The 25,306-nt window shown below is 56.8% G+C and carries 20 protein-coding genes, 5 tRNA genes and 1 pseudogene; 20 read left to right on the forward strand and 6 right to left on the reverse strand.

Annotation, left to right across the window (positions count from 1 at the left end):
* Window positions 1–80 precede the first annotated feature (80 nt).
* Window positions 81–1,013: a class I SAM-dependent methyltransferase gene (locus tag IG627_RS15860; RefSeq protein ID WP_193193401.1), complete on the forward strand. Its 933-nt coding sequence runs from the start codon at window positions 81–83 to the stop codon at window positions 1,011–1,013.
* A gap of 86 nt (window positions 1,014–1,099) precedes the next feature.
* Here IG627_RS15860 and IG627_RS15865 read toward each other — a convergent pair whose 3' ends face one another.
* Window positions 1,100–1,498, reverse strand: a complete 399-nt coding sequence (locus IG627_RS15865) for a hypothetical protein (RefSeq protein ID WP_193193403.1) — start codon at window positions 1,496–1,498, stop codon at window positions 1,100–1,102.
* Entirely contained in the window at window positions 1,498–2,712 is a 1,215-nt protein-coding gene (locus tag IG627_RS15870; protein ID WP_193193405.1) for a pyridoxal phosphate-dependent aminotransferase, read from the reverse strand. Before IG627_RS15870 ends, IG627_RS15865 begins: the two co-directional genes overlap by 1 nt.
* 66 nt (window positions 2,713–2,778) lie before the next feature.
* Between IG627_RS15870 and msrB the strand changes: the two genes are divergently transcribed.
* The 14 genes from msrB (at window position 2,779) to IG627_RS15940 (ending at window position 12,869) form a co-directional block, all read left to right on the forward strand.
* On the forward strand, window positions 2,779–3,186 hold the full coding sequence (gene msrB, locus IG627_RS15875) for a peptide-methionine (R)-S-oxide reductase MsrB (protein ID WP_193193407.1): 408 nt from the start codon (window positions 2,779–2,781) through the stop codon (window positions 3,184–3,186).
* On the forward strand, window positions 3,183–3,947 hold the full coding sequence (locus tag IG627_RS20920; RefSeq protein ID WP_193193409.1) for a DUF1499 domain-containing protein: 765 nt from the start codon (window positions 3,183–3,185) through the stop codon (window positions 3,945–3,947). Before msrB ends, IG627_RS20920 begins: the two co-directional genes overlap by 4 nt.
* Before the next feature lie 189 nt (window positions 3,948–4,136).
* Window positions 4,137–4,212, forward strand: a tRNA-Glu gene (locus tag IG627_RS15885).
* Between the two features lie 2 nt (window positions 4,213–4,214).
* Window positions 4,215–4,290: transfer RNA gene (locus tag IG627_RS15890), tRNA-Gly, on the forward strand.
* Window positions 4,291–4,429: 139 nt separating this feature from the next.
* A tRNA-Glu gene (locus IG627_RS15895) sits at window positions 4,430–4,505 on the forward strand.
* Between the two features lie 39 nt (window positions 4,506–4,544).
* Window positions 4,545–4,620, forward strand: a tRNA-Gly gene (locus tag IG627_RS15900).
* Window positions 4,621–4,918: 298 nt separating this feature from the next.
* The gene (locus IG627_RS15905) at window positions 4,919–5,851 is read left to right on the forward strand and encodes an ABC transporter ATP-binding protein (protein ID WP_193193411.1); all 933 of its coding nucleotides are present in this window, start codon (window positions 4,919–4,921) and stop codon (window positions 5,849–5,851) included.
* A complete protein-coding gene (locus IG627_RS15910) occupies window positions 5,851–6,624 on the forward strand; it encodes an ABC transporter permease (RefSeq protein ID WP_193193413.1) in 774 nt (257 codons plus the stop codon). Before IG627_RS15905 ends, IG627_RS15910 begins: the two co-directional genes overlap by 1 nt.
* Before the next feature lie 80 nt (window positions 6,625–6,704).
* Complete coding sequence (queF, locus tag IG627_RS15915) at window positions 6,705–7,535, forward strand: NADPH-dependent 7-cyano-7-deazaguanine reductase QueF (RefSeq protein ID WP_193193415.1); 831 nt, start codon at window positions 6,705–6,707, stop codon at window positions 7,533–7,535.
* A 272-nt stretch (window positions 7,536–7,807) separates the two neighbouring features.
* Complete coding sequence (locus IG627_RS15920) at window positions 7,808–8,920, forward strand: linear amide C-N hydrolase (RefSeq protein WP_193193417.1); 1,113 nt, start codon at window positions 7,808–7,810, stop codon at window positions 8,918–8,920.
* Window positions 8,921–8,998: 78 nt separating this feature from the next.
* Complete coding sequence (locus IG627_RS15925) at window positions 8,999–9,520, forward strand: HdeD family acid-resistance protein (protein WP_193193419.1); 522 nt, start codon at window positions 8,999–9,001, stop codon at window positions 9,518–9,520.
* A gap of 12 nt (window positions 9,521–9,532) precedes the next feature.
* Window positions 9,533–10,987 carry an alpha/beta hydrolase gene (locus IG627_RS15930; protein WP_193193421.1) on the forward strand — a complete coding sequence of 485 codons (1,455 nt, stop codon included), beginning with the start codon at window positions 9,533–9,535 and terminating at the stop codon, window positions 10,985–10,987.
* A 98-nt stretch (window positions 10,988–11,085) separates the two neighbouring features.
* Window positions 11,086–12,291 carry a DcaP family trimeric outer membrane transporter gene (locus IG627_RS15935; protein ID WP_319024587.1) on the forward strand — a complete coding sequence of 402 codons (1,206 nt, stop codon included), beginning with the start codon at window positions 11,086–11,088 and terminating at the stop codon, window positions 12,289–12,291.
* Window positions 12,292–12,305: 14 nt separating this feature from the next.
* Entirely contained in the window at window positions 12,306–12,869 is a 564-nt protein-coding gene (locus tag IG627_RS15940) for a hypothetical protein (RefSeq protein WP_193193425.1), read from the forward strand.
* Between the two features lie 25 nt (window positions 12,870–12,894).
* On the opposite strand, the gene IG627_RS15945 is transcribed toward IG627_RS15940, so the two are convergent.
* The gene (locus tag IG627_RS15945) at window positions 12,895–14,289 is read right to left on the reverse strand and encodes an adenylate/guanylate cyclase domain-containing protein (protein ID WP_193193427.1); all 1,395 of its coding nucleotides are present in this window, start codon (window positions 14,287–14,289) and stop codon (window positions 12,895–12,897) included.
* Window positions 14,290–14,533: 244 nt separating this feature from the next.
* Between IG627_RS15945 and IG627_RS15950 the strand changes: the two genes are divergently transcribed.
* The 4 genes and pseudogenes from IG627_RS15950 to tnpC form a co-directional block, all read left to right on the forward strand.
* A complete protein-coding gene (locus IG627_RS15950; RefSeq protein WP_193193429.1) occupies window positions 14,534–15,100 on the forward strand; it encodes a nitroreductase family protein in 567 nt (188 codons plus the stop codon).
* Between the two features lie 80 nt (window positions 15,101–15,180).
* Window positions 15,181–15,268: transfer RNA gene (locus tag IG627_RS15955), tRNA-Ser, on the forward strand.
* A gap of 75 nt (window positions 15,269–15,343) precedes the next feature.
* Entirely contained in the window at window positions 15,344–15,556 is a 213-nt protein-coding gene (locus IG627_RS21315; protein ID WP_377484332.1) for a DUF6538 domain-containing protein, read from the forward strand.
* Window positions 15,557–15,669: 113 nt separating this feature from the next.
* A pseudogene (gene tnpC, locus IG627_RS15960) lies at window positions 15,670–16,251 on the forward strand (IS66 family transposase); the annotation flags it as partial.
* Window positions 16,252–16,468: 217 nt separating this feature from the next.
* Here tnpC and IG627_RS15965 read toward each other — a convergent pair.
* The 3 genes from IG627_RS15965 to IG627_RS15975 all read right to left on the reverse strand — a co-directional run bounded on the left by IG627_RS15965 (window position 16,469) and on the right by IG627_RS15975 (window position 21,773).
* A complete protein-coding gene (locus IG627_RS15965) occupies window positions 16,469–19,000 on the reverse strand; it encodes a DEAD/DEAH box helicase (protein ID WP_193193431.1) in 2,532 nt (843 codons plus the stop codon).
* A gap of 15 nt (window positions 19,001–19,015) precedes the next feature.
* Window positions 19,016–19,945: a HamA C-terminal domain-containing protein gene (locus IG627_RS15970; RefSeq protein WP_193193433.1), complete on the reverse strand. Its 930-nt coding sequence runs from the start codon at window positions 19,943–19,945 to the stop codon at window positions 19,016–19,018.
* A gap of 649 nt (window positions 19,946–20,594) precedes the next feature.
* Window positions 20,595–21,773 (reverse strand): AraC family transcriptional regulator, encoded by a 1,179-nt coding sequence (locus IG627_RS15975; protein WP_193193435.1) that lies wholly within the window; start codon window positions 21,771–21,773, stop codon window positions 20,595–20,597.
* A gap of 346 nt (window positions 21,774–22,119) precedes the next feature.
* On the opposite strand from IG627_RS15975, the gene IG627_RS15980 reads away from it, so the two are divergent.
* Complete coding sequence (locus IG627_RS15980) at window positions 22,120–25,032, forward strand: ricin-type beta-trefoil lectin domain protein (protein WP_193193437.1); 2,913 nt, start codon at window positions 22,120–22,122, stop codon at window positions 25,030–25,032.
* Window positions 25,033–25,306 lie beyond the last annotated feature (274 nt).

Raw genomic sequence — 25,306 nt, forward strand, 5'->3', positions numbered from 1 at the left:
GGATGGCCAAGCGGAGGCGCGCCCTCCATCCCCGGTGGTTGGGCAGGCTCCCCTTTCCCCATCCTACAGATTGAGAAAAGATGTCTACGGATTGGAGTGCCCTGCTGGAGCAGGTCGAGAAAAAACTGGATGAAAACTGTCCGGACAGCCGGCGCCTGTTTCACGGCCGCGGCCGCTGTTACGCGGGGCTGGAACAGGTCTGCGTGGACAGCTTCTTCCCGGCGCTGCTGGTGACTTTTTTCGAGGAGTCCCCGGGTGAAGAGGTGCTGTGCGAGCGGTTGTGGCAACTGGCGGAACCCTTCGGATACCTGGGCGTGGCCGCACAGCGCCGCTATAGGCAGGGCGCACCGGTGGAGTGGCATTGCGGCCAGCCAGTGGCGGCGCCGCTGGCGCGTCGCGGCGGGCTGAAATTTCCGCTGACCTTCGAGCGGCAGAATGTGGGCTTCTTTCTCGATATAGAACCCGGTCGTCGCTGGCTGGAGGAGCGGGTCAGGGCCCACGCCGGCACGCAACCCCTGAAACTGCTAAACCTCTTCGCCTTTACCTGTGCCTTTTCCGCCATTGCCCGCGCGGCCGGCGAGCTGGAAGTCCTGAATATCGATGTGAATCGGGGCGTGCTGAACCGCGGCCGCGAGAATCACGAGTTCAATAAGCTGCCGTTAAAGGGCATCAAGTTCCTGCAGTTGGATGCGTTGCGGGACTTCAATCGCTTCGACCGCCGCGGCCCCTTCCAACTGGCGGTGGTGGATCCGCCCACACGGCAGAAAGGAAGCTTCGATGTCAGCCACAATTACGAAAAGCTGCTGCAATTGTTGCCCGGCTGCCTGGCGGACGAGGCGGACCTGCTGATGGTAATCAACTCGCCGCGCTACAGTGAGGGGCAGTTCCGCGAGTTGATCGAGAGTGCGGACAGCCGCTACCAGGTGGTGGAGCGCCTGCCGCAGAACCCGGATTTCCCCGACCATGATCCGGATGCGGCGCTGAAGATGCTGCACGTAAAATTTCGCAGGTAGCGGAAAGGCCGCTCCCACAATGCTTTTTGTGTTGCGTAGGGTGCGCCGTGCGCACCATTGCGGCGTGATGGTGCGCGCGGCGCACCCTACAGTGTGGAAAACTCCCGCATCAACCGCTCCATCAATTCCTGCAGCTGCGGCGAGGAGCCGTTGCGCACGGTGTTATCCAGTAGCCGTGCATTGCTCTCGCCATCCCCGCTGTTATTCACCAGCAACAGAAACCCCCGGTGGCTCAAGGCCGCTTCCTCCACCGCCTCCTGGCGCACCAGTTGGGTGAAGTGGATATAACCACTCTGCTTCAGCCACGACATGGCGCCCAGGCAGGCCAGGTGGCGCGGCGAGTGCAGGCCGAACTCGTCCGGGGTGTCGGGTCCGGCGATATCCTCCACATAGACGGTGGCCGGTGCCGGGAACTGGTTGAACAGCGCCAGCAGTGTCCTGCCGGCGTCGCGGTAGAAATCGTGTATATGCAGGTCGTCGAGCATTATTTTGTATAGCGGTCCAGGAAAACGCCCAGCCGTTCAATCGCGTGGGAGAGGTCGTCGGCGCGGGGCAGGAAGACGATGCGCAGGTGGTCCGGGGCATCCCAGTGGAAGGCGCTGCCCTGCACCAGCAGGATTTTTTCCTGGCGCAGGAATTCCAGAACCAGGCGCTCGTCGTTGTCGATCCTGTGGTGATCGAGGCACAGTTTCGGGAAAAGGTAGATGGCGCCCCTGGGTTTGACGCAGCTGACCCCGGGAATATCGTTCAGCATCCTGTGGGCCAGGTCCCGCTGCTGGCGCAGGCGCCCGCCGGGCAGCACCAGGTCATTGATACTCTGGTAGCCGCCCAGTGCCGTCTGCACCGCGAACATTGCCGGCACATTGCCGCACAGTCGCATCGACGACAGGATATCCATGCCCTCGATAAAGCCCCTGGCGCGCTCCTTGGCGCCGCTGACGATCATCCAGCCGGAGCGGAAGCCCGCCAGGCGATAGGACTTGGACAGGCCGTTGAAGCTCAGGCAGAGCACGTCCCCGGCCAGCTTGGCCATGGGGGTGAATTCGGCGTCGTCGTAGAGGATTTTGCTGTAGATCTCGTCGGCGAAAATCACCAGGCCGTGGCTGCGGGCAACTTCTACAATTTGCTCCAGCAAAGCGCGCGGGTAGACGGCGCCGGTGGGGTTGTTGGGGTTGATGACCACAATACCGCGGGTGCGCGGGGTAATCTTGGCCTTGATATCCTCGATATCCGGCAGCCAGCCGGCCCCCTCGTCGCAGCGGTAGAGCACCGGGTGGGCCCCGGTCAGGTTGGCGGCGGCCATCCACAGCGGGTAATTGGGCATCGGCAACAGCAGCTCGTCACCGTCATTCAGCAGCGCCTGGGTGGCCATGGAGATCAGCTCGGAGACACCGTTGCCGAGGTAGATATCGTCTATATCCACCCCCTCGATGCCGAGGGTCTGGCTCTCCTGCATAATGGCCTTGCGCGCGGCGAACAGGCCCTTGGATTCCACATAGCCCTGGGCGCCGGACAGGTTGTGGATCACATCCTGGATTATCTCGTCCGGGGCGTCGAAACCGAAAGGAGCCGGGTTACCTATATTGAGTTTGAGGATGCGGTGGCCTTCCTCCTCCATACGGTAGGCCTGATCCATCACCGGGCCGCGGATTTCGTAGCAGACGCCGTGCAGCTTTTCCGACTTGAGAATGTCCTTCATGGTGGTGATCCTGGGGCACTTCTTGTAGGAGCGCTCCTACAGCATGGTGTTGACAGAGGGAAGAGTATGTCAAAAGAAAAAGACGATAACTACTGGCGCGACAGGCTGACTCCGGAAGAATTTCACGTTTGCCGCGAGGCGGGTACCGAGCGGCCCTTTACCGGCGAGTACTGGAATGTCTTCGAGGACGGGCTCTACCGCTGCCGCTGCTGCGGCGAGGTGCTGTTCAATTCGGGCGCCAAGTTCGAGGCCCACTGCGGCTGGCCCAGTTTTGACACCGAGGCGAAGGAGGGCGCAGTCGGGGAGGTTCCGGATAACAGCCTGGGCATGCAGCGCACCGAGATAGTCTGTGCTAACTGCGGCTGTCACCTGGGGCATGTTTTCCCCGACGGCCCCACCGAAACGGGATTGCGTTACTGTGTGAATTCACTGTCGATCAAACTGGATACGGATGCCGGGGGAGAGGACAAGTGAGAGATCCGGAGAGATTCAGCCATTGGAGCCGCTGGCTGCTGCGGCTCCAGTGGCTGCTGCTGGCAGCCATATTCTTCGCCGGCCTGGCGCTGCGGCTGGAGCTGGTGCACTTCCAGCCGGTATTCCAGATATTCAAATATGCCGGGCTGGCGGCGCTGGGTGTGGCCCTGGTCAGTATGCTGGTGTTTATCTGGGGGCTGGTGAAAAGGCATCCGCAGAGCCGCCACAACACCCTCTGGGCCGTGGTGCTGGGCCTGCTGCCGGTGGCGGTGCCGCTGCTGACCGTGGGCAAGAGCAATTTCGACGTGCCCCGGATTCACGATATCAGCACCGATATGAAGGACCCGCCCCAGTACCGGGCGGCTCTGTCCCTGCGTAGTGCGGATGACAACAGCCTGGAATACGCCGGTGAAGAGGTGGCGAAGCTGCAGCGGGAGGCGGATATCTATTCAGATATCATGCCGCTGCAACTGGAAATGCCGGTGGTGCGGGCCACCGAGGTGGCGGCGGACGTGGCCGAGGAGCTGGGCTGGCGACTGGTGGCCCTGGATCCACAGCGCGGTCACCTGGAGGCCGTTGACCGGACGCCGCTGCTCGGTTTCAGCGACGACATAGTGGTGCGGGTACGGGCCGAGAACGGCGGGTCACGGGTGGATATCCGCTCCAGCTCCCGCGTCGGTATCAGCGACCTGGGCGCCAACGCCAAGCGAATACGCAGCTTCCTCAGCGAACTCCAGGCCCGCGCAGCAGAGGTGGAGTAGGGCGTGACTGCCGCAATCTTGCAGATTCGGTAAGTGCCTGAGTATAAAAGAAAAAAATACAAAGAAAGTTCGCATAGGGGTGTTGACAGGTCCCCGGGTGCTCCATAGAATGCGCCCCACTTCTGACGCAGTGCTGATCTTTAAGGCGACAGTCTTCAAGGTTTCAGGGCGAAAAGAAGTAAGTCCGGGGTCCCCTTCGTCTAGAGGCCTAGGACACCGCCCTTTCACGGCGGTAACAGGGGTTCGACTCCCCTAGGGGACGCCATTGCGGGAATAGCTCAGTTGGTAGAGCGCAACCTTGCCAAGGTTGAGGTCGCCGGTTCGAACCCGGTTTCCCGCTCCAGATTTTCTACTCTCTGTAGAGTGACGCCTAGATAGCACTATAGAGAGATGCCCCTGAATTTTTCAGTGGCGATGCCACCGGCAGTGTGGCAGCATTGGCTTCCCCGGTTTCCAATCGAGGGGCCAAGTGCAAGTTTTCTGTCCCCATCGTCTAGAGGCCTAGGACACCGCCCTTTCACGGCGGTAACAGGGGTTCGACTCCCCTTGGGGATGCCATATTCGAGGGGCTGCTCAGGTAGCCCCGACAATAGGTTTGCGGGAATAGCTCAGTTGGTAGAGCGCAACCTTGCCAAGGTTGAGGTCGCCGGTTCGAACCCGGTTTCCCGCTCCAAATAAAAAAGCCGCTCCATCGAGCGGCTTTTTTATTTTTCGGAATCGTAACCCCCCGCGCACGCCCTTTCATTGGTCGTCATACCGGCGCAGGCCGGTATCCAGTCCTGTGGCACTTAGTTTCCGGCCTGCGCCGGAATGACGAGCAGAGACTGTGGAGTCGGCGGGGTGGCCATCCGCCCATGGCTGCGACCGATATAGACGAGATTACGGGCTGCAGATTTCCCCCACACTCCGTCCGGTTGAAATAATCCGCCCAAGCGCGTTGAATAGCGCCCTCAAATTCATCGGAGGCAGTAATGACCGCCGCGCTCTCCATCCGCAATCTCCAGAAAACCTACGATAACGGCTTTCAGGCCCTGAAAGGCATCAGCTTCGAGGTGCAGCCGGGGGACTTTTTTGCCCTGCTGGGCCCGAACGGTGCCGGCAAGTCCACCACCATCGGCATCATCTGCTCGCTGGTGCGCAAGACCGGCGGCAGTGTGTCCATCTTCGGTATCGATATCGATAAAGACTTCCCGGCGGCCAAGCAGATGCTGGGCGTGGTGCCGCAGGAATTCAATTTCAGCCAGTTTGAGAAGGTCTACGACATCGTCTGCACCCAGGGCGGTTTCTACGGCATGCCGCGCTCGCTCGCGGAGGAGCGCACGGAGAAATACCTGAAACAGCTGGGCCTGTGGGACAAGCGCAGCACCCAGGCGCGCATGCTGTCCGGCGGCATGAAGCGTCGCCTGATGATCGCCCGCGCACTGATCCACGAGCCGAAGTTGCTGATTCTCGACGAGCCCACCGCCGGCGTGGATATCGAACTGCGTCGCTCCATGTGGACCTTCCTGCAGGAGATCAATTCCCAGGGCACCACCATCATCCTCACCACCCACTACCTGGAGGAGGCGGAGAGCCTGTGTCGCAATATTGCCATCATCGATAAGGGTGAAATCGTCGAGAACACCTCGATCAAGTCCCTGCTGAAAACCCTGAACCGGGAGACCTTTATTCTCGACACGCGCGAAGCGCTCGATGAATGCCCGAAGCTGCAGGGTTTTGAAGGCAGGCTGATTGACGATCACAGTCTGGAAGTCACCGTAGAGAAGGGCCAGTCGCTGACAGAAGTCTTTACCGCATTGGGCGAGCAGGACGTGACCATCACCAGTATGCGCAATCGCGCCAACCGCCTGGAGGAGCTGTTTGTCTCCCTGCTGGCAGAGGAAAAACAGGAGGAGACAAAATAGTGAACTCCAACGCGATCTGGACTTCCTTCTCCACCATACTGCGGCGCGAAGTGCGGCGTTTTACCCGTATCTGGCCGCAGACGCTGGTACCGCCGGTGATCACCATGTCGCTCTATTTCGTGATCTTCGGCTCCCTGATCGGCAGTCGTATCGGCGAAATGGGCGGCTTTTCCTATATGGAGTTCGTGGTGCCGGGCCTGATCATGATGGCGGTGATCACCAATTCCTACGCCAATGTCGCCTCTTCTTTCTACAGCGCCAAGTTCCAGCGCAATGTGGAAGAGCTGCTGGTCTCGCCCACGCCCAACTGGGTGATCATGGCCGGCTATGTGCTGGGCGGTGTGAGCCGCGGCCTGATTGTCGGTTTCGTCGTCACGCTGATCGCGCTCTTCTTTACCGCACTCAGCGTCGAGCACCTGGCGATTACCATCGCCATCGTCTTCCTGACGGCGGTGCTTTTCTCCCTGGCGGGTTTTATCAATGCGATCTATGCCAACAGCTTCGACGATATCTCGATTATCCCGACCTTTATTCTGACGCCGCTCACATACCTGGGCGGTGTCTTTTACTCGATTGGCCTGCTGTCACCCTTCTGGCAGGGGTTGTCCAAGTTGAATCCGGTACTCTATATGGTGAATGCCTTCCGTTACGGCGTGCTGGGTGTCTCCGATATCAATGTGGTCTGGGCTTTCGTCGGCGTGCTGGGGTTTATCGCGCTGCTGTTTGCCTGGGGTATGCACCTGATGACCCACGGCAAGCGATTGCGGCACTAAACTAGTCGCCTGGCCCTCTCCCCCGGCCCCTCTCCCGCAAGCGGGAGAGGGGAGCGTTACCACCAAGTGTGATAAATCCTATGAACCGCAAAGACTGGCAAAACCTCCCACTGGGCAAGGAAACCCGCTACGAGTCCACCTACAATCCCCAGCTGCTGCACCCGATCGAGCGGGATATTTCCCGCGCTCACCTGGGACTCGCGGGCAAAAAGCTGCCGTTTTTTGGCGGAGACGATTGGTGGGGATTCGAGCTCTCTTGGCTGAACCCCAGGGGCGTGCCGCAGGTGGCCGTGGGCAGATTCACCTTTCCGGCCGAGAGCCCACATATGGTGGAGTCCAAGTCGTTCAAGCTGTACCTGAACTCCTTCAACCAGACGGAGTTCGAGTCCCGGGATGCGGTGCGCGAGACACTGGCCAAAGACCTGAGTGCTGCGGCTGGCGCCCAAGTTTCAGTGACCCTGTTCGATGTGGAGGATGCCGCACTGGCGGTGGCAAAGCCCCAAGGCTTCTGTCTCGACCGGCTGGATATAGAAACCCGCCAGTACCAGCCAAATGCGGCGCTGCTCGAGCTGGAAGAGGGCGCAGAGCCGGTCGGCGAAACCCTCTACAGCCACCTGCTGCGCAGCAACTGCCCGGTTACCGGCCAGCCGGACTGGGCCACGGTCTCCATCGAGTACCGGGGCCCCGCACTCAAGCGCGAGGCGCTGCTCGCTTACATTATTTCCTTCCGCGAACACCAGGACTTCCACGAGCACTGCGTCGAGCGCATCTTCTGCGACCTGCAGCAGCTGGCGGACTTCGATGCGCTGACCGTCTGCGCGCGCTACACCCGTCGCGGCGGCCTGGATATCAACCCGCTGCGCAGCACACAAGCCGACAAGCAACTGCCGCCCAGATTTGCGCGCCAATAGTCCACTTTGCCCCCGTTACAGGCGCGTGCCGGTCGCAGTGAGGGAGCGCCGACACCGAAACTTCCCCTTTCGCTCCTCCATGAACCAGCTGGCCTACACTGAAACCGGTCGGGGCTTTCCACTTCCACTTTGGGCGTATCTTGAGCCCACAGTTTGAAGTCCCGAACCGAACTGCGGCACACGGACGTGCCGTCGCTGGCTGCTGGCCAGTGCGCTCCTCTGAAACAGAGGGGGAAATCAACCGGTTTGAATGGAATCGAAGGTGACCCTGTATGGCAAAGCAATTTGTTTCCGCACTGTTGGCCGGCCTGCTGTGTGGACTCTCCGTTTGTCACGCCTGCACGACGATTACCCTTCAGGGGGCAGATGGCACAGCCGTGATCGGACGTACCATGGAGTGGGCGGAGTTTGATCTGCAACCACAGCTGGTTATCGTGCCGCGTGGCTACACGATGGGCGTCGTCGACAGGATGCCAGATGGCAAGGATGGTGCCAGCTGGAAGGCAAAATACGGCTTTGTCGGCATCGATGTGCTGGATACTTTCAGTTTTATGGATGCCATGAACGAGAAAAGGCTGGTCGTCGAGACACTCTATCTGCCCGGCTTCGCCGAATACCAGAAATACGATCCGGGCAGGGCCGGCAATTCCATCGGCCCGATGGATGTGGCGGGGTGGATCGTCTCGCAGTTTGCGACGACCGATGAAGTGCGCCGGGCGCTGCCATCCATCCGCGTGGTACCCGTGACGATGGATGTCCTGGGCATGCCCGCGCCAGTGCACTTCCTGGTAACCGATGCCAACAAGCGGCAGATAGCGGTGGAATATGTGCGCGGTAACCTGCATATCCACGACGCCCCCCTGGGGGTCATGACCAACTCACCGGCCTACGACTGGCACATCACCAACCTGCGCAACCACATCAACCTGAAGGCCACGGGCCTGCCGACCGTTAAAGTCGCCGACATCGATCTGAAACCCATTGGCGTGGGTTCCGGTATGCTCGGGCTCCCCGGGGACTTTACGCCGCCGTCGCGTTTCGTCCGCGCCACCGCCTTCTCGCAGACGGCACGCAAGACCGAGGGTGGCTTTGATACTGTGCGCGAACTCTTCCGCATCCTCGACAACTTCAATGTCCCCATCGAAGCCGTCGCCACCAATCATCTGCCCAAGGGGACGGAGCCGCTTCGCTATAGCGGCACCCAATACACCACGGCCTGGGATATGAAGAATATGGCGCTCTATTACCATACCGATTCCGATCGCTCGATTCGTAAGGTAGACGTGAAAAAGGTGGATTTCGGCAAGCTGGGCGACAAGCCCGTCCGCCAGCCATTGCGATTCGACGAAGGGAATGCAGTGAGGGACGTGACTCCGGGAGATTGAATCAACACAGACCGCTGTTGCCGCCATGGTCTTTAATGAGGGTGTCGATAGTGGATTCTGCTTCAGCGGGAGGCGTGTATGAGAGATGCGGGTTTCGGCGGCAAGGCGATGACCAGCCTCGGTATCCTGATCATCGTCATGGGTGCACTGGCGTTGATGGCACCGGGTATTACCGGGATTTCCATCGCCATGGCGGTCGGTGTCCTGGTACTGGTCGGCGGCATACTGCGCCTGATCTGGGCCTTTCGCGCCGGCAGTTTTGCCAGGGGTATAGTGAGTGTTGCGCTCGGTCTGCTGACCATAGTGGCGGCGGTGATACTGCTCAGCCACCCGCTGCTGCTCACCAGCACACTGGTCCTGCTGCTGGCGATTTACTTTATTGTCGACGGCGCCGCCGAGTTGCTGGCCGGCTGGCGTGCCAAACCGGAAACCGGCAAAACCTGGTTGATACTGGGCGGGCTTGTGTCCATCCTGCTGGGCGTAATTCTGTGGACCCAGTATCCACTGTCGGGAAACTGGGCACTGGGTATCCTTTTCGGGGTCAAGCTGATATCCATCGGCATCATCATTGTCTCGGGGGCAAGACCGGCGGGCGACTAGCCCGCGAATGCCATGTGGGTTCGACGAATTGCCCGATTCCTGCTGCACTGTGCCCTCGGCGCCCTCCTGACCCTGGTCATCGTATTCGCGCTCTATATCCATCGCCTGCCGGAGCTGGAACTCTGGCACACGGCGAATCTGGACGCGGAATTCAGCGAAGATTCCCCCATCTCGACCTTCGAGGAATACCTGGCTCTGGAAGACCGGTTATTTGCACAACTCGATAAAGAGATTTACCAAAAGACGGGGCCGGCGGGGCGGGACAGTATCAACCGCTACCTGCGTGGCAGCCTGGCAGATCCCGATCGCTGGTCGCCCAACTGGAACAGAAGCTTTCTGTTGCAGGCGGAAAATCCCAACTCCATGGTGTTGTTGCTGCACGGCCTGACCGATGCCCCCTACAGCCTGCGCCATCTCGCCGAGCGACTGCACGCGTCCGGTGCCACGGTACTGGGGCTGCGTATTCCAGGCCATGGCACAGCACCGTCCGGGCTGGTGAATGTCAGCTGGCAGGATATGGCCGCCGCGGTGCGCCTGGCGATGCGCCACCTGGCGGAATCCGGGGCAGGGCGGCCCATCCATATCGTCGGCTATTCCAACGGCGCCGCCCTGGCTGTGCACTACGCGCTGGCAGCCATCGAGGACCCGCAACTGCCGCCGGTGCGGAGCCTGGTGCTTATCTCCCCGGAAATCGGTGTTTCACCGGTGGCGGCACTGGCCATCTGGCAGGAGCGCCTGGGGCGGCTGCTGGGGATCGAAAAGCTCCAGTGGAACAGCATCCACCGCCTCGAATACGAACCCTTCAAATACGGCTCCTTCGCGATCAACGCGGCCGCACTGACCCGCCGCCTGACGCGGGAGATACAGCGCCGCACCCGCAAACTGGCGGCGCAAGAGCGCCTGGATCGCATGCCGCCGATACTGTCATTTTCCTCCGTGGTCGATGCCACCGTGGAGGCGACGGCGGTGGTCCGGGACCTGTTCAACCTCCTGCCGGTCGGGGGCCACGAGCTGGTGCTGTTCGATATCAACCGCCAGGTCAAAATTGAGCAGTTCCTTACCTGGAACCCGGACCCGATGATTGCCGCCTTTCGCCAGGCGGCGCAACGCAATTTCGCGCTGACATTGGTGACCAATGCCGACAGTCTTTCATCCGGCGCCACAGCCGTTCGCTGGCCGGCGAACCAGCGCGCTGCCAGCAGAACGGCGCTCAACCTGTCGTGGCCGCGCGGTGTCTACTCCCTGTCCCATGTCGCACTGCCTTTCCCGCCGGACGATAGCGTCTATGGCGGCGATCCTTCCGGCCCGGGCCCGGGTATCCAGCTGGGTAACCTGGCGCTGCGCGGCGAGCGCGGTGCCGTAGTGATCAGCGCCTCGACGCAACTGCGCCTGCGCTGGAATCCTTTCTACCCCTGGCTCGAGGAGCGCGCGCTGGAGTTTCTCGGCTCAAACCGGGCTGCCGATTAATCAGCTAACCTTGTGGTCTGGTTCCTCCACCCCTTCCGGCATTTACAGCGGAAATTCGGCGCATGGTTTCCAAGGCACGACAATTTGCTGTTATCCCTGTGCTGGCGTATGCGCTGCAGGCCACGGCGTCATCAATTGCCGAGGACACCGAACCCCACGTCAGCTATCCCGGCCTGGCGGAGGCCATCGCCGACGCAGATACCGACTGGCCCGGCTCCATCCCATTGCTGGGCAGCCATACCCGCATCAGGATCAGCGGGTTTGCCGAACTGAACGCCATCCACGACACAGATGCGATAGGCACTCCGGGCGAGTTCGTGACCAGCGCTATTGTCACCCGCGATGCTACCGCCGCGGAGGGCGCCAATGGCGAGACGAATTTCAGCGTGCAGCCAAGTAGACTGGCGTTTGAAACACGCACGCCCTGGCACAACCGTCGCATCAGGACTTTTATTTCGATGGACGCTTTCGGCAGCTCGTCCAGTGCCTCGCCGGATCTGCGCCTGCGCCACGCCTACGGTGAAGCGAGCAATATACTCTTCGGCGGGAACCTGTTGATTGGCCAGGACTGGAGTACCTACACCAATCTTCTCTCGGTGCCCAACACCCTGGATTTCGAGGGGCCCAATGCGGTGTTCAGGACGCGGCACCCGCTGCTGCGCTGGACCCGCATGCTCTGCCCGGAGGTGACGCTGAAACTCGCCGCCGAAGCGCCGGACGAGCGGGTATTCGAAGATGCCGATTCGGTATCCCGCTGGCCGGATGTCGCCGTGGTGCTCAACTCCCAGAGCGAGCATTTCAACCTGCAGGGCAGCATACTGGCGCGGGACCTGCGCGCCAGCGGCGATCCCGATTCGACCGTCTCCGATTTTGGCTGGGCCGCAAGTTTTGCCGGCCGTGTGCATATGCGGGGCAACCTGAAACAGGATTTTGCCACCTTCTCAGTGACCGGCGGCGACGGTTTTGGCGGTGTTCTGAATGACGGCCCGCCGGATGCCATCTACGATGTGGAAAATAATGAATTGGAAGCGATCGAAACGTTGGCCTGGCTGGTCGGCTACCAGCACTGGTGGAGCCCCAGGCTCTACAGTGTCGTCTCCTACGGCAACGTCTGGCAGGACAACCTGGATATCCAGTTGCCGGACGCCTTCCGGGAAACCCAATACAGCAGCGCCAACCTGGTCTGGACGCCGTTTCCACAGTGGTTGCTCGGCATCGAATTCCTGTACGGCACGCGGGAGGATAAGGATGGCGATACGGGGACGGATTTCCGCACCCAGATTAGCAGTCGCTTTTCCTTTTAAACACGGAGTGCATTGTGAACAGCGTTGAACTGCGGCTTCCGGCCTGGCTGATCCTCGGCGCCTGCCTGTTGCTGGCCGCCTGCGCCAGCCCGAGCACCGTTGTCACCCATGTCTGGAGCGACCGAGACAGGGCGCCGATCACTATGGGAAAAACACTGGTGCTGGCCATTCCCTTCAACCCGGCGTCGGAAGCGGGCGTTCGTGCGGAAAATGCATGGGTCCTGCAGCTGCGCCGACTCGGGATGGATGCCCAGGCGTGGAGCCAACTGATGCCCGGCGCCCCGGTACCGGAAAAGCGCGCCGTGGCTGCCCTGGTCAGGGCGCAGGGTTTCGATACGGTACTGGTGGCGCGGGTGGTCGAGCTGAAAAAAGTGGAGCGGGACACACCGGCCTCCCAGGTCGCCGTCGTCGAGACAAAACTCTACGATGGCAGGAATGAGCAGTTACTCTGGTTCGCGCAATCAAACACCTACCTGATCAGCCATACCGGTGAGGAGATCCGCTATCCGCGGGAGAGCGTAATCCGGGAATACGTCGAGGTCGTCAGTAGTGAGATGTCCGGGAGCGGGATTTTGTAAGCAGGGTGTACCTTACTCGTATTGCTTAAATAATGACTTTGCTCTTCAGCGTCGACGCCGCCTTCTCCAGCGACTGCAAGACTTTGTCCTTGTCATAATTGCGGATCTTGTCCAGATCCAGGTGCATCGAGAAGCCGGGAGCGTGGTCCTCGAGGTAGCTCTGCTGGCCGCCTAGGTTCTTGCGCAAGTCGGTGACCTGGTAGACTTTTACCGGTGCGCTGAAGCCCTTGACCGTGATATGACCTTTGTCGCGGCACATGACCGAGTGCTTGATCATGGCCCAGGTCTCGTGGCTGATCAGGATTTCCCCCGGCTGGGCTGCGCCCTCCAGGCGTGCCGCCAGGTTCACATGGGTACCCATTACCGTGTAGGACTGGTAGTTGGCGGTGCCGAAGATACCTACGGTACAGTAGCCGGTGTTGATGCCCATGCGCACCTGCAGCGGCCGCGCTATGCCCTTGTTATACCACTCCTGCTTCATTTCGCGCACCCGCTTGCGCATCGCCAGGGCCATGGCCACGCAGCGCAGGGCGTCGGACTTGGGGCCCTTGCTGTCGTCATCGCCGAACACCACCATTACCGCGTCGCCGATGAACTTGTCGATGGTGCCACCGTACTGGCCGGCGATGCGGGCCATCTCCGACAGGTAGCTGTTGAGCAATTGGGTGAACGTCTCGGCTTCCAGCTCTTCGGTCAACTGGCTGAAATCCTTGATATCGGAGAAAAATACCGTGAGCAGCTTGCGCTCCGTTACCAACTCGCTTTCTCGCCCGGTAGTCACCGCGCGCCACAGGCGCTGGGGCAGGTACTTGGACAGCTTGTAGGTGCGCATCTTGCTCACATGCTGATCGGAAGTGAGCGCGCGGTTGGTGTCCTTGAGGTGGGCTATCTGCTTGTGGGTGTAGAAGGCCCAGGCGCAGAAATAGGTGAATACCCCGATCAGGCTGGCGGCGCTGATGGTCAGGTCTGCATTCACCACCATTGCGGGTTCGTGAATCAGGTAGCCGCCGCCGACGCCCAGCAGCAGGCCGGTATTGTGTTCGAACCAGCGGCGACCGCCGCCCTCGGTCAGAGCGTTGAACTGTACCATGGTGACGAACAGCAGCGACGGCAACAGGCTGAAATTTGCCAGGGCGAGGGAAACACCGATCAGTATGGCATCACTGAATGACAGCCAGCGCCGCACATTAGCGGCACTCTCTGCACTGGCCTTGCGGCTTATCTGGTAGGCGACCGCAGTGTAGACCAGCAGCAGTGCTGCCATGCCGAGGGGCAATATCTTGTCCAGGTTCCACGGCGAGGACCAACTGACGGCGTTCACCAGGGTGCCCGCGGCGGCAAAGCAAATCAGGGTGCGGAAGTAGAGCGGGTAACGGGGGTCGACGTTACGCCCGGTGTTCTCCTCAGGCTGGTCCTGCATTTGTGCTTATCTTTTTATCCGGTTTGAGCAGAAATTGTGCAATTAGCGAGGCGGCAATTCAGCGGTTTCTGGCCCGCTCTTATGGAGATGGTATCGCCGCGATAGACAGATGGAACCGAAGTGTACTCCGAGATGGCGCATAATGCGAAATGTCTGTGATGTGACGCAAACTACGGACTTCCCGTGGGCCCTGGAGAGCGTCTGAGGTAGAATTCGCCGACTAATATATTGACTGGAGAGCGCCATGGATGCCCTGACTGCCCTGCACAACCGAGTTTCAACCGGCCTGCTGACCGAGCCGGCGCCGAGTCATGAGCAGCGGCGGGGCATCTTCAGGGCGGCCCTGCGTGCGGCCGACCACGGTTGCCTGCGCCCCTGGCGCTTCCTGACCATTGAAGGTGAGGCGCGCAACCGCCTGGGCGAGATATTCCTGCGCGCCGCCGAACAGGCGGAGGGCGGTTCATTGAGCGATGCCCAGCGGGAGCGGACCCTGGCCATGCCCCTGCGTGCCCCCCTGATCGTCGTGGCCATCACCCGCTTGCAGGAACACCCCAAAGTGCCTCATCTCGAGCAGCATATGTCCACCGCCGGCGCCGTCCAGGCCATGCTGACCGCCGCCTACGCCGAGGGCGTGGGCGCATACTGGCGTACCGGCGCTCTGGCTTACAGCCCACTGGTGGCAGGCGAGCTGGGCCTCGCCGACAACGAGCGCCTCGACGGCTTCATCTATTGCGGCACCCCCCAGAAACCCCCGCGCCAGGCCCCGGAACTGGAGGTGGCGGACTACTTTACCGAATGGAATACTCGATAAGGGTTGCACTGGGGCCCCCGTTTCTGTAAAGTGCGCGCTCGCTGAACGGGGCTATGTCTCTGATTTAGCTAACAATTTGCGGTGAGGTGTCCGAGTGGTCGAAGGAGCACGCCTGGAAAGTGTGTATGTCGCAAGGCATCGAGGGTTCGAATCCCTCCCTCACCGCCACTATTAAGCGAAAGCCCCGATTTATCGGGGCTTTCGCGTTTTTAATACCGCCATCTTCGCCACAGTGCATACATAATGGCGAAACCCTCCAAAAGTACCCCTTCCTACCTGACGACCAACCGGGTCGGAACCTATGTGTTCCAAGTTCGAATTCCGAAGCGCATAAGGCAAAATAGCTCCAATGCAAAGTCGACCCTATGGCGGTCACTTGGCACTAAAGATAAAAGTGAAGCCATTCAGCTTGTGCCTTCCGATCGGGGAGGAAGGCGTCTAGACCTCCCTCGATAAGCCCAGAGTTGACCATCAAGGCTACCAATAATTGATCCCTTGTGAGTTCTAATGCCTCCGCCCAATCGATGAATGATTGTAGGTGGCGTTGTGGTAGACCCGTAATTACAAGATTCAACAAGGGCATCACCGAGATCGGCTGCATGGCCCATGCACGCCGGAAGTTCTACGACCTCTATACAGCAAACAAAAGCCAGATTGCTGAGCAGGCCCTGCAGCTCATCCAGCAGCTCTACGATGTTGAGAGGGAAGCCAAAGAGCTCACCGTAGAGGCGAGAAAGCAGCTCCGCGAGCAGCGATCAAAACCGTTACTGGACAGTCTCCACCAGTGGTTGATAACGCACCGACAAAAGGTGCCCAATGGATCGGCAACGGCCAAAGCTATCGATTACAGCCTAAAACGCTGGCAAGCGCTGACGCGCTACTGTGACGACGGCGCGGTGCCCATCGACAACAACCATGTGGAAAACCAGATCCGACCGTGGGCTTTGGGGCGCAGTAACTGGCTGTTCGCCGGCAGCATGCGCAGTGGCCAGCGTGCAGCAGCGATCATGAGTCTGATCCAGTCAGCCGAGCTGAATGGTCACGATCCCTATGCGTATCTGAGAGACGTCATGCAGCGCTTACCGATGCAGCGTGCCAGTGCTATCGGCGAGCTGCTGCCCCATAACTGGGTTCCGTCTGACAAGGTGTGATGCCCGGACGCTTACGCTTATCTGCCGTTCCTTCGGAACTAGGCGAACGGGTGACTTATTAGCTGAACCGTAGTTATGCATAAAGAGAAAGGGTGAGCTAATAGCCAAGCCGTTGGAAACAACCGCTTGGCTATTTTTTTGATTTTTTACCTAAGGCTGAGATGTCTACTTAGGTCTTCGCATGTCCCAGTTTGGGCGACACAATAATACGGATGAATCAAGGTAATAGATCAATTATCTCTTTTTTACAGAGAGGAGGCATTTTGATGGCGTCAATATTCATATCGGACATGCGTTTAAGATATTCCTCTGCCTCAACATTTTGATCAAAATCAAATTTACTCTCCATATATAGGGCGGTGAATCTAGAGATTCCAAGAGCCATGAGATTTAACGCATGGCGATTGCATGAGCCAAACTCTAAATAGATGTGGTAGGGCTCAATTGTTTCAAATTCCTCCTCAAGTCCTCGCTCGATAGCAACGAATTTTAAAATTTCTATATATGCTGAAAAGTACTTTACTAATCTGAAGCGGACAGCTTCTTCTAGGACGCTTAAGCAGCCTCGTATGGTTGAAGAAATGCTTGAGTTGGGCGTAATGGATTGAACGTATTCAACACGGTCAGCTAAAATTTTTCCGATTGGAATACCCCAAACCCATCGATACGCTAGGTAACTTATAAGCCCTCTATAGGGGTCTGATAGATTCCATTCAAAACAAGTCGCGAGAACCAGAAATATCTCCTCCATTCTGGCTTTGGCACCTTGAGTGTAAGGCGATAAGGGAGTTAATTCTGAAATGGATTCTTGACTGCTTAAATATTCAAATAGATTTTGTAAGTGATCTGGTCTTAAGGACTGATTGTTCTCAAGAATTTGAATAGGTAGTGAAACCTCCACCTGTTTAATTGCATTTACAGTCTCGTCAAGAGTGGCAGAATTTTCCTCGCTTCTGTAGCCTTCGATAAAACTTAGTTGAGGGTCGATCAAGTAATCGTGAAAAATCTTTCCAAAAGCCGCCTCAGCTTCATCATTGGGAGTATGCTCAGAAGACTCGGCGCTTAACAGCTTCTGTATGGCTAAGCCGCCGTCTTCCATCACTGTGCTTATAGCTGAATTTATCTCTTGTAGACGATCACCGTTGTAGCATTCACTGTTCCACTCGCTAGGTCTTATACACCAGATATTTCCATGGAACTCCTTTAGTAATCGTCCTGCCCTCCCTGCCAGATTCAAAAAGTCAGCCCTTGTCATTGGCGATTCGCCTGACATGGGGTTTTCAATCACTATATGTTTTGCGGGTAGGTTTACACCTTGTAGAAGCGTGCTAGTACAGCAAATTATTTTTATACTTCCATTTTTAAATAAATTCTCAACCCCTGATCGGACCAAAGACGGCATGTTGCCATAGTGAAAGGCAACCCCTTTAAGCACACAATCTGCTAGGGGATAATCCGGGTGAATTTCACGCCTTACAAACTCTGCGAATGATATCGCTTCATCATTCGGCTCAAATTCAGTCGATAGTTCTGCCACCCGACATGCAACTTTCTCGGCTTGAGAGGGGTTGTTAGAGAAGGAGATAACTGACTCTGTTCCATTACTGATAGATAGAGTCAAATTTGCCCTTTGTGATGTCGCGTTACCTCTAAACTTAAACGCCGCTTCGATAGTGGAAACCGGGACAATTTCGCCTCGAGTTAGAATAGAGATGTCAAGTTTTTTAGGTTTCCCCTTAACTTCAGAAACAAGAATAAGGTTCTGTGAAACGGGAGATATCTGTTCTACGAAATACTTACCATTAGAAGTTCGACTAAAAAGATTTAGGAAGTAGCCCGGATTCTTAATTAGCGGACTTGCGAATAGTACTTTGATATCGCCAAATCGAGATAAAGAAATATCTATTGCGTTTTGCAGAATTATTCCGCGCTTCCCATTTTGGATTTCATGCGCCTCATCAATGATCAAAGACGTTATGATTGGCTCGCCTTCCTGGGAGTTTATAAAGCTCATCAGCCGTTCTTGGGTGAAGATGTATACAGCGGCTTGCCCAATTTTATCTTTTGCAATAGGGAAAGGAGCCGTTCTAACTATGACGTCTTCAAGTCCTTCTGATCGTAGAGTCGTTCGTACCCTGTGAGCAACCTCAGAGATTAATGCCCTAGTCGGGACTACATAAACTATACATTGACCAGTGGAGGATTTAATTTTTCTAACCAGATCGATGTTCAATACGAAGGATTTTCCAGCGGATGTCGGTGCGGAAACGCTAAGGGATCCTTCTTCGTTTAGTGAAGTTAAGAATTTATATTGAAAATCAGTCAGAAGGGTGCTGCGTTTGTCGTCCTTTTCGTCAAGATGGAAAGTGTTTTCAGCTTCCCGAGCCAAGCATTCGAGTCGTAATTGCGCAGAGATTGTTGCGGGATTTGACTCTAGGTATCGGTCACGTAAGAGCGAGCGACCGGGAAAGTTTCCAATTCTCGACAGAATTATGTCAGCCGCTGAAATAACCTTGTTACAATTTCCCTCTGTATATTCAAGTAATCTAGTGGCGATCTCGTATGATAGGGAGACGTCTTCCGCTGTGTCTGACAGAGAAAGTATCGAAGAGTATCCAGTTAGGCTTTGTATTTCTTTGTCATCCAGTGATACCACCGTGTCAGAGATGAAGCATTCTGGAAACTGACGTAAAATACTGGCTGTATCCAACTTCCTAATTAGAGTGTCTATATTGCTTTCTGAGTGCATTTTAACTGGTTGTCCCTAGTCAAGAGCCGCATTGAAGGCGTTTCGAAATTCAACTACAGAAGGGAAGGGGAGAAAGAATACATCAAACTTTAGATGTTTTCTGTCAAAATTATCGAATCGTTTTTGGATTAGACTTGTAAGCCTATCGCCATCTGCTAGAAATCGATCCAAAAACTCTTGGGTAATGCCTTCGACACCTTTTTCATATGGAAGGTCAGCATAGCCTTTGAAATCATAGCCAATTAAGCATGCATGATTTATGCATACGTTTTCTCCGGGCTCACCATGAACAATTAACGATGTTACAGCTTCTTTTGTTTTATCGTCTGCATACTTGAAATGTTTAGTCACCATTGTGAATTCATGCTGATACATTTCAATCTCATGAAAACTGTCGATGCTTTTTATGGCTTCATCCATCGCCGATGATACGTTTTTGTATAACTTTGATTCGCCAAAGAAGAAGTCGACTAGGTCTGTTTCTGCATTGAACCTTGCATGCACGCCATCAGAGCCTTTTACTTCATCTTTGTGGTTTGTTTTTAGCTCCATTTTTGAGATGACTTGTGGCGCTTTAAGAATAGCCTCTATCAAAAAGTAGAGCAGCAGTTCTCCTGCCTCACCTGTCTGGTCTGGAGAGTCGTCGGATATTTCCGGGTGGCGGAATAGATTTCTGGCTTCTTTAGTTAAAATTGCTGATTGTCTTGTGGATAGAGGCTCAGACCGATTTCGTGCGGATATACAGTAGTCAATAATGTAACTGTAGAGCATATTCGCGAGTGCTTTTACCATCGGCTGTCCGTTTCCGTCGAACTTCAGGTAGTGCATTCTTATCTTCGCATTAATGCCATTTATCAGGTATTCATGCTCAATTTCCCCTAAGCAGCTGTCATAGTCAGAAAGCTCTATAGAGGTGTAGGCGTTTATATCTTCCACTGAACCCATTCGGTCTTATTCCTACTTATTTTTCACGAAAAATTATCGGTGAAAGGTCCTTCCAAATTCACTTTCAACTAGACGTGTGAATAGCTCACTCTTGTTCCAGTTGAGAGTAACCGTGAGTCTGTTAACTTTTTCAGCGACGGATTGCGGCACCATGACTTGGTAGCGTTTTACGCCTTCAGCATTCATTCGTTCGCGGTATCGTTTCTGGCGGTCTGCCGGTGATAACGCCATCACATCATCCTTGATTATATTTTGGTCAGTTAGTGTAGCGTTATGCTGTCACGCGGGCAATGATCGTGTATTGTTACCAGTTGGTTGTTTTTTGTTCAGACTGAATTGCTCTATCGTGTACATACAAAAGTGCATACAATTGGTGATTATTTTTTACTGGCGTTGTGGCGCGGGGATAAAGTGTCGGTTTCATATGGGGTGAGTGATGTCCGTGAGTCCTTCCCTCACCGCTACTATCAAGCGAAAGCCCCGATTTATCGGGGCTTTCGCGTTTTTGATGCTGCCATTTTCGCTACAGTGCATGCATCTTTCAGCTTCGATTTGCGCGCCATACCCGGAAAATTTCCCGGGAATAATGCCTTCCATTGGGCGATTGCTATTCATAGAGTGTTCCAGTATGGGCCGGGCTTTTGGCTAATCAGCTGTCTGGCTCTTGGTCGCTGGCAACAGGCTTCATTCCCGATAAATAATCTATTGGCGATCGGCCACTCCAGCGCTTGAATGTCCGGCTGAAGGACGCCGGGCTGGAAAAGCCGAGCTGGTGGGCGGTTTCACTCACAGTGCGCCCCAGCACCGTCAGAATATGTTTCGCCTTCCGGTAACGCAGCTTGTCACAGATGGCCTTATAGGAATTCTGCTCCTGCTTTAATTTTCGTTTCAGTGAGCTGGGGCTGACACCAATGGTGTTTGCAACTTCATTGAGGGTTGGCCAGGAATTCCATAGCCCTTTTGCGTTGAGTGCGGCATAGACCTTGTCGGTAAATCTTTTTTGGTATGCCCCCGTATGGCTGATCGAATTCACCAGTTTCAGCAGGTGGGAGTGGAGGCCTCTGTTAGGTGAATGGGTGGGAAATTGCAGAAGTTCGGTGAGTAGCGATAGCCGGTTTTCAGGGCATTCGAATTTCACCTCGCATTGAAAAATCTCTTCGTACTCCCGTATTGGTGCCGCCGGGGAGTGAGAAAACTCGACTCTGTGGCCGCGGATTTCCTCACGATCTCTCTGCAGTACGATTTGCCGCCCCAGCTGGATGATGGAAGCGAAATGGTGTTCTACCAAGTGGAAGGATGCGGGGTGGCTTGACTGACATGCCAGGGCGTAATTGCTTAGCCGTCCCTCTGCGGTAAACCTGTTCGTCAAGGCTTCATTCATGACATGCAGGTACTTGGTTACAAGCTGCAGCGCCTCGTTCAAGCTGGGACAGGTCAGTAGCAGATGGGAAAAAATCGCATAGTCCGACAGGTGGCAGTGCCCACCCGCATGCAGTCCAAACGCAGGGTCCGCGCACAGGTCGGCAGCGCCCTGCCAAGCTCCCAATACCTGGGGCAGCGGAATCTTATGACTGCCACCTTCCACGCTTTTTGGGCTGGGAAGGACGCGCTTTAGCGCCCGCTCATTGATACGTCGGCTCAGGGCATACTGCCGGGCAATATTGATGTACAGCACAGAGGCCTTGTAGTCACTGTCCACCGCATCGATACCTTTTATGAGAAATGCTGTTTTTATTGTTTTTGGCCAGCCGCCAGCCGCCAGCCGCCAGCCGCCAGCCGCCAGCCGCCAGCCGCCAGCCGAGGCTTTATTGCTTTTCCGCGCCGGCACTCCGGGAACACTTTGGTTTAGCCCTCTCGGTGCAGGCCAACATCAATACTGTATCGCTCCCTCGACACAATCCACTACTTCATTGTTGCGCGCCTGATAACTGCCGGCCTGGCTGTATTGTGCTAGCCATGAAAATTCGATCAGTGCGTAAGTGGTACGGGTAGCAATACGGGCTGAGCCCAAACGTCAAAGAATTGACCCTCGATGGTAAAGCTTCCCTACGGGGGCAACGGTACCATTGTACCGCTTCCTTTTCTGCCCCAAAAGCCGGCGGCAGTACGCGAAGCGAAATCGAAAAAAAATTCCCGATAGGGAATTGAAACAATAAAAATAACAGGAGAGAGCAATGAGAAAATCGCTTTATGCCCTATTTGCCGTCGGCGTATGGGTGTGTTCCGCCGGTAATGCCTGGGCGAGCCCGGAGGAAGACGCCGTACACGCGCTGGCGCAAGGCTGTTATTCCATACAGTCGCCGCATAACGGCAACTATATGCGGCGCTACCAGAGTGGCGGGACTGTCAACGGTGGCTGGAGTTTTGACTTCAAGGGTACAGACAAGGAGAGCGCCGCCAGGTTCTATATGAAACCCTCGGCCTTGGGACACTTTATGCCGCGGGACGAAGCCGGGCACTACCTGGATACGCGCTTCCCGGCTGATATCACCGCCGGTTGGGTCAGTGGTGATCACTCCGACTGGCGTGTGGATGCCAAGTCGGTGGATGGCGAGTATCTGTATCGCTTTACCAGTTACGCGCTGGATAAATGGTTGCGCCATAACTGGAGCAGCCAGGGAATCTATTTTATCGATCTGTTCAATCCGCATTTCTATACCAGCGAGGAGTGGTTCCGTCTTGTGCCCCGTGAGGGGTGTACGGCGGCGCCGGAAGTGGAGGTCAATATCTCGGGCGACTTCGATACGCTGAAAGGCGACGCCAGTGTGCCAGTGCGCGGTTCCGTTGATCCGCACACGCATATCACGTCCTACGAATTTATGGGCGGCACCATGATGGCGGGCTATCCGGTGCACCGCTTCGGGGTGACGAAAGCTCTGGCTGACAGTTCCAATATTCACGGCTCATGGGGTTCGCTGGACCTGATTGGCAACCTGATGGGGTTCAACGATATCAACTACCGCTACGACACCCGCGGCTGGCCCGACTTCCCCTTCTGGCCGCACCACAAGAGCCTGTCGCACTCGGGTTACTACTACAAGTGGATGGAGCGCGCCTTCAAGGGTGGCCAGCGTATGATGGTGACGCACCTGGTGGAAAACGAAGTGCTGTGCAACCTGCAGTCGACGATACTCCCGCAGAGCTGGGGGTGGAGTAACAGCTGCAATACCATGGCCAGTATTGACCTGCAGATACAGCGCCTGCACGAAATCCAGGACTATATTGACGCCCAGGAGGGCGGCCCGGGCAAGGGGTTCTTTCGCCTGGTGACGTCCCCGCAGCAGGCCCGCACCGTGATCGCCGATGGCAAGATGGCGGTGGTGATGGGGATAGAGGCATCGGAACTGTTCAATTGCGGCCTGAAGGACGGAGCCTGTTCCGAAGCCTATGTGGATGCGCAGTTGCAGAAGTACTACGACAAGGGTGTGAGGGCACTGTTCCCGATACACCGTTTTGACAACCAGTTCGGCGGTACGCGTATTGAGAACGGCCTGATCAATGCCGGCAACAATATTTCCACCGATTACTATTTTTCCACTGAGGCCTGTGACGACGATACCCAGGGCCAGATGATGACCAACGATCTCGGCTTTATGGGGCTGGAGGTATTGCTGGGCATTACCGGCAGTACCAATTACGACGAGACCAGCGACCAGTGCAACACCCGCGGTTTGACCGAACTGGGCGTCTACCTGGTGAATCGCATGATCGACAGGGGCATGATCATCGAGGTCGACCATATGTCACAGGAGTCCCACGAAGCGGTGCTGGAAATCGCCGAGGCGCGGGGCTTTTCCGGCCTTGTCTCCGGGCACAGCCATATGCACGGCGGGGCCAATGGCGGGGTGCACGAGAACTCCGCCCGAGTCGCCAGGCTCGGCGGCATACTCGCCCCCTACAACTGGGATGCCCACAGCGTCGCCGGCGGTATCGGCCGCTACCTGGATGTGGTGGAACAGGCGCCCTTCGCCAGGGGGGTACCTTTCTCCACCGATATGAGTGGGTTAGGCAACCAGCCAGGGCCCCGCGCCGATGTGGCCGCCAATCCACTGCGCTATCCGTTTACCACCGAGTTTGGCCTGGTGGTGGACCGGCAGCAGTCGGGCAACCGCACCTTCGACCTGAATGTCGATGGTATGGCTCACTACGGAATGGTGGCCGATCATATCCAGGATATCCGCGAACAGGCCCCAGGCCGTATCTACGAATCGATCATGAACTCGGCCGAAGCCTATCTGCAGATGTGGGAGCGGGCCGAAGCCAACGCAGATGACGAATATGTGAATCCGCTGCCGCCCTATATCCGCGTGTTCAATCGCGGCGTGGGGCAGTGTATGGATATTCCCGGCAATGACGACGGTGTCTACGACGGTGCCTGGGTCGGCTACTACAGTTGCCAGACCCTGTCCCAGGACCAGCGCTGGCTCTATGGCGAGGCCGGGGGCACCCTGGCCAACCGGGTACACGGCGGCGCCTACTGCCTGGATCACAACGGCACCCCCTGGAACAACGGTTATCCCAATATCCAGGCCTGCGACGGCGGCAGCAGCCAGCAGTGGACCTACAACAACCGGCGGGTGAAGTCCGTCGCCAGCGACAGTCACTCCCTGGATGCCTACAGCAGTGGTTGGGTGGGTTTCTGGTCCTCCCACGATGGCTGGAACCAACAGTGGGAATTCCGCCTGGATGGTGGCGGCGGCCGCTGGGCCGAGTATCGCAGCGTGCACTCGGGGCAGTGCCTGGAGGTAGACGGTGGTGCTGCGGTCACCGGTACCCGCCTGGTGCTGGCTGCCTGCAACGGCTCGGACGCGCAGCAGTGGCTGTGGAACCCGAGCGCCGGAAGTCTGAAGACCAAACTGGGCGGCGACCTGTGCATGACGGTTCCCGGTGGCACCTACAGCAATCACGTGCAGATCGAGGTGCATCGCTGCGATGGTGGTGCCAGCCAGCAGTTCGAGCGCCACGCCGACAGCTCCTTCCGCGCCAGCGCCAGCAACGGCTATGCCGTCGATGCGGCGGGAGACAGTGTGATCCTCTACTGGAATCACGGCGGCAACAATCAGAAGTGGCTGCCGACCCTGCAGTAAAACTGTGCAAGGCCAGAGCCCGTAAGCCCGGCGATTGCCGGGCTTTCTTGTATATGGCTTGCCAATGGGTCGTGGCAGCCTGGTTGGTGAATCGATGGCTGCACCCGATGGCCCGCGACTGGCAGATGTGCCGGACGCGAACCGCTTCAGCGGATCGCTCTTTTTTGGCGCTCAGTAAAATGTTATTAACCCGGCAATAGTATATTTCGCTCACGCTGCATAGCGGATTTTCTCGTGTTTGAAATATTTTCTGACCCGCTCTGGGCTCTTTTGC

This window comes from Microbulbifer taiwanensis, from assembly GCF_014904815.1.
GTDB lineage: Bacteria > Pseudomonadota > Gammaproteobacteria > Pseudomonadales > Cellvibrionaceae > Microbulbifer > Microbulbifer taiwanensis.

What these genes read in the sequence shown, in the direction of transcription:
- IG627_RS15860 (WP_193193401.1), top strand. Translation starts at nt 81, where the DNA reads ATGTCTACGGATTGGAGTGCCCTGCTGGAGCAGGTCGAGAAAAAACTG.
- IG627_RS15865 (WP_193193403.1), bottom strand. Translation starts at nt 1,498, where the DNA reads ATGCTCGACGACCTGCATATACACGATTTCTACCGCGACGCCGGCAGG.
- IG627_RS15870 (WP_193193405.1), bottom strand. Translation starts at nt 2,712, where the DNA reads ATGAAGGACATTCTCAAGTCGGAAAAGCTGCACGGCGTCTGCTACGAA.
- msrB (WP_193193407.1), top strand. Translation starts at nt 2,779, where the DNA reads ATGTCAAAAGAAAAAGACGATAACTACTGGCGCGACAGGCTGACTCCG.
- IG627_RS15905 (WP_193193411.1), top strand. Translation starts at nt 4,919, where the DNA reads ATGACCGCCGCGCTCTCCATCCGCAATCTCCAGAAAACCTACGATAAC.
- queF (WP_193193415.1), top strand. Translation starts at nt 6,705, where the DNA reads ATGAACCGCAAAGACTGGCAAAACCTCCCACTGGGCAAGGAAACCCGC.
- IG627_RS15920 (WP_193193417.1), top strand. Translation starts at nt 7,808, where the DNA reads ATGGCAAAGCAATTTGTTTCCGCACTGTTGGCCGGCCTGCTGTGTGGA.
- IG627_RS15925 (WP_193193419.1), top strand. Translation starts at nt 8,999, where the DNA reads ATGAGAGATGCGGGTTTCGGCGGCAAGGCGATGACCAGCCTCGGTATC.
- IG627_RS15930 (WP_193193421.1), top strand. Translation starts at nt 9,533, where the DNA reads ATGTGGGTTCGACGAATTGCCCGATTCCTGCTGCACTGTGCCCTCGGC.
- IG627_RS15945 (WP_193193427.1), bottom strand. Translation starts at nt 14,289, where the DNA reads ATGCAGGACCAGCCTGAGGAGAACACCGGGCGTAACGTCGACCCCCGT.
- IG627_RS15950 (WP_193193429.1), top strand. Translation starts at nt 14,534, where the DNA reads ATGGATGCCCTGACTGCCCTGCACAACCGAGTTTCAACCGGCCTGCTG.
- IG627_RS21315 (WP_377484332.1), top strand. Translation starts at nt 15,344, where the DNA reads ATGGCGAAACCCTCCAAAAGTACCCCTTCCTACCTGACGACCAACCGG.
- IG627_RS15965 (WP_193193431.1), bottom strand. Translation starts at nt 19,000, where the DNA reads ATGCACTCAGAAAGCAATATAGACACTCTAATTAGGAAGTTGGATACA.
- IG627_RS15970 (WP_193193433.1), bottom strand. Translation starts at nt 19,945, where the DNA reads ATGGGTTCAGTGGAAGATATAAACGCCTACACCTCTATAGAGCTTTCT.
- IG627_RS15980 (WP_193193437.1), top strand. Translation starts at nt 22,120, where the DNA reads ATGAGAAAATCGCTTTATGCCCTATTTGCCGTCGGCGTATGGGTGTGT.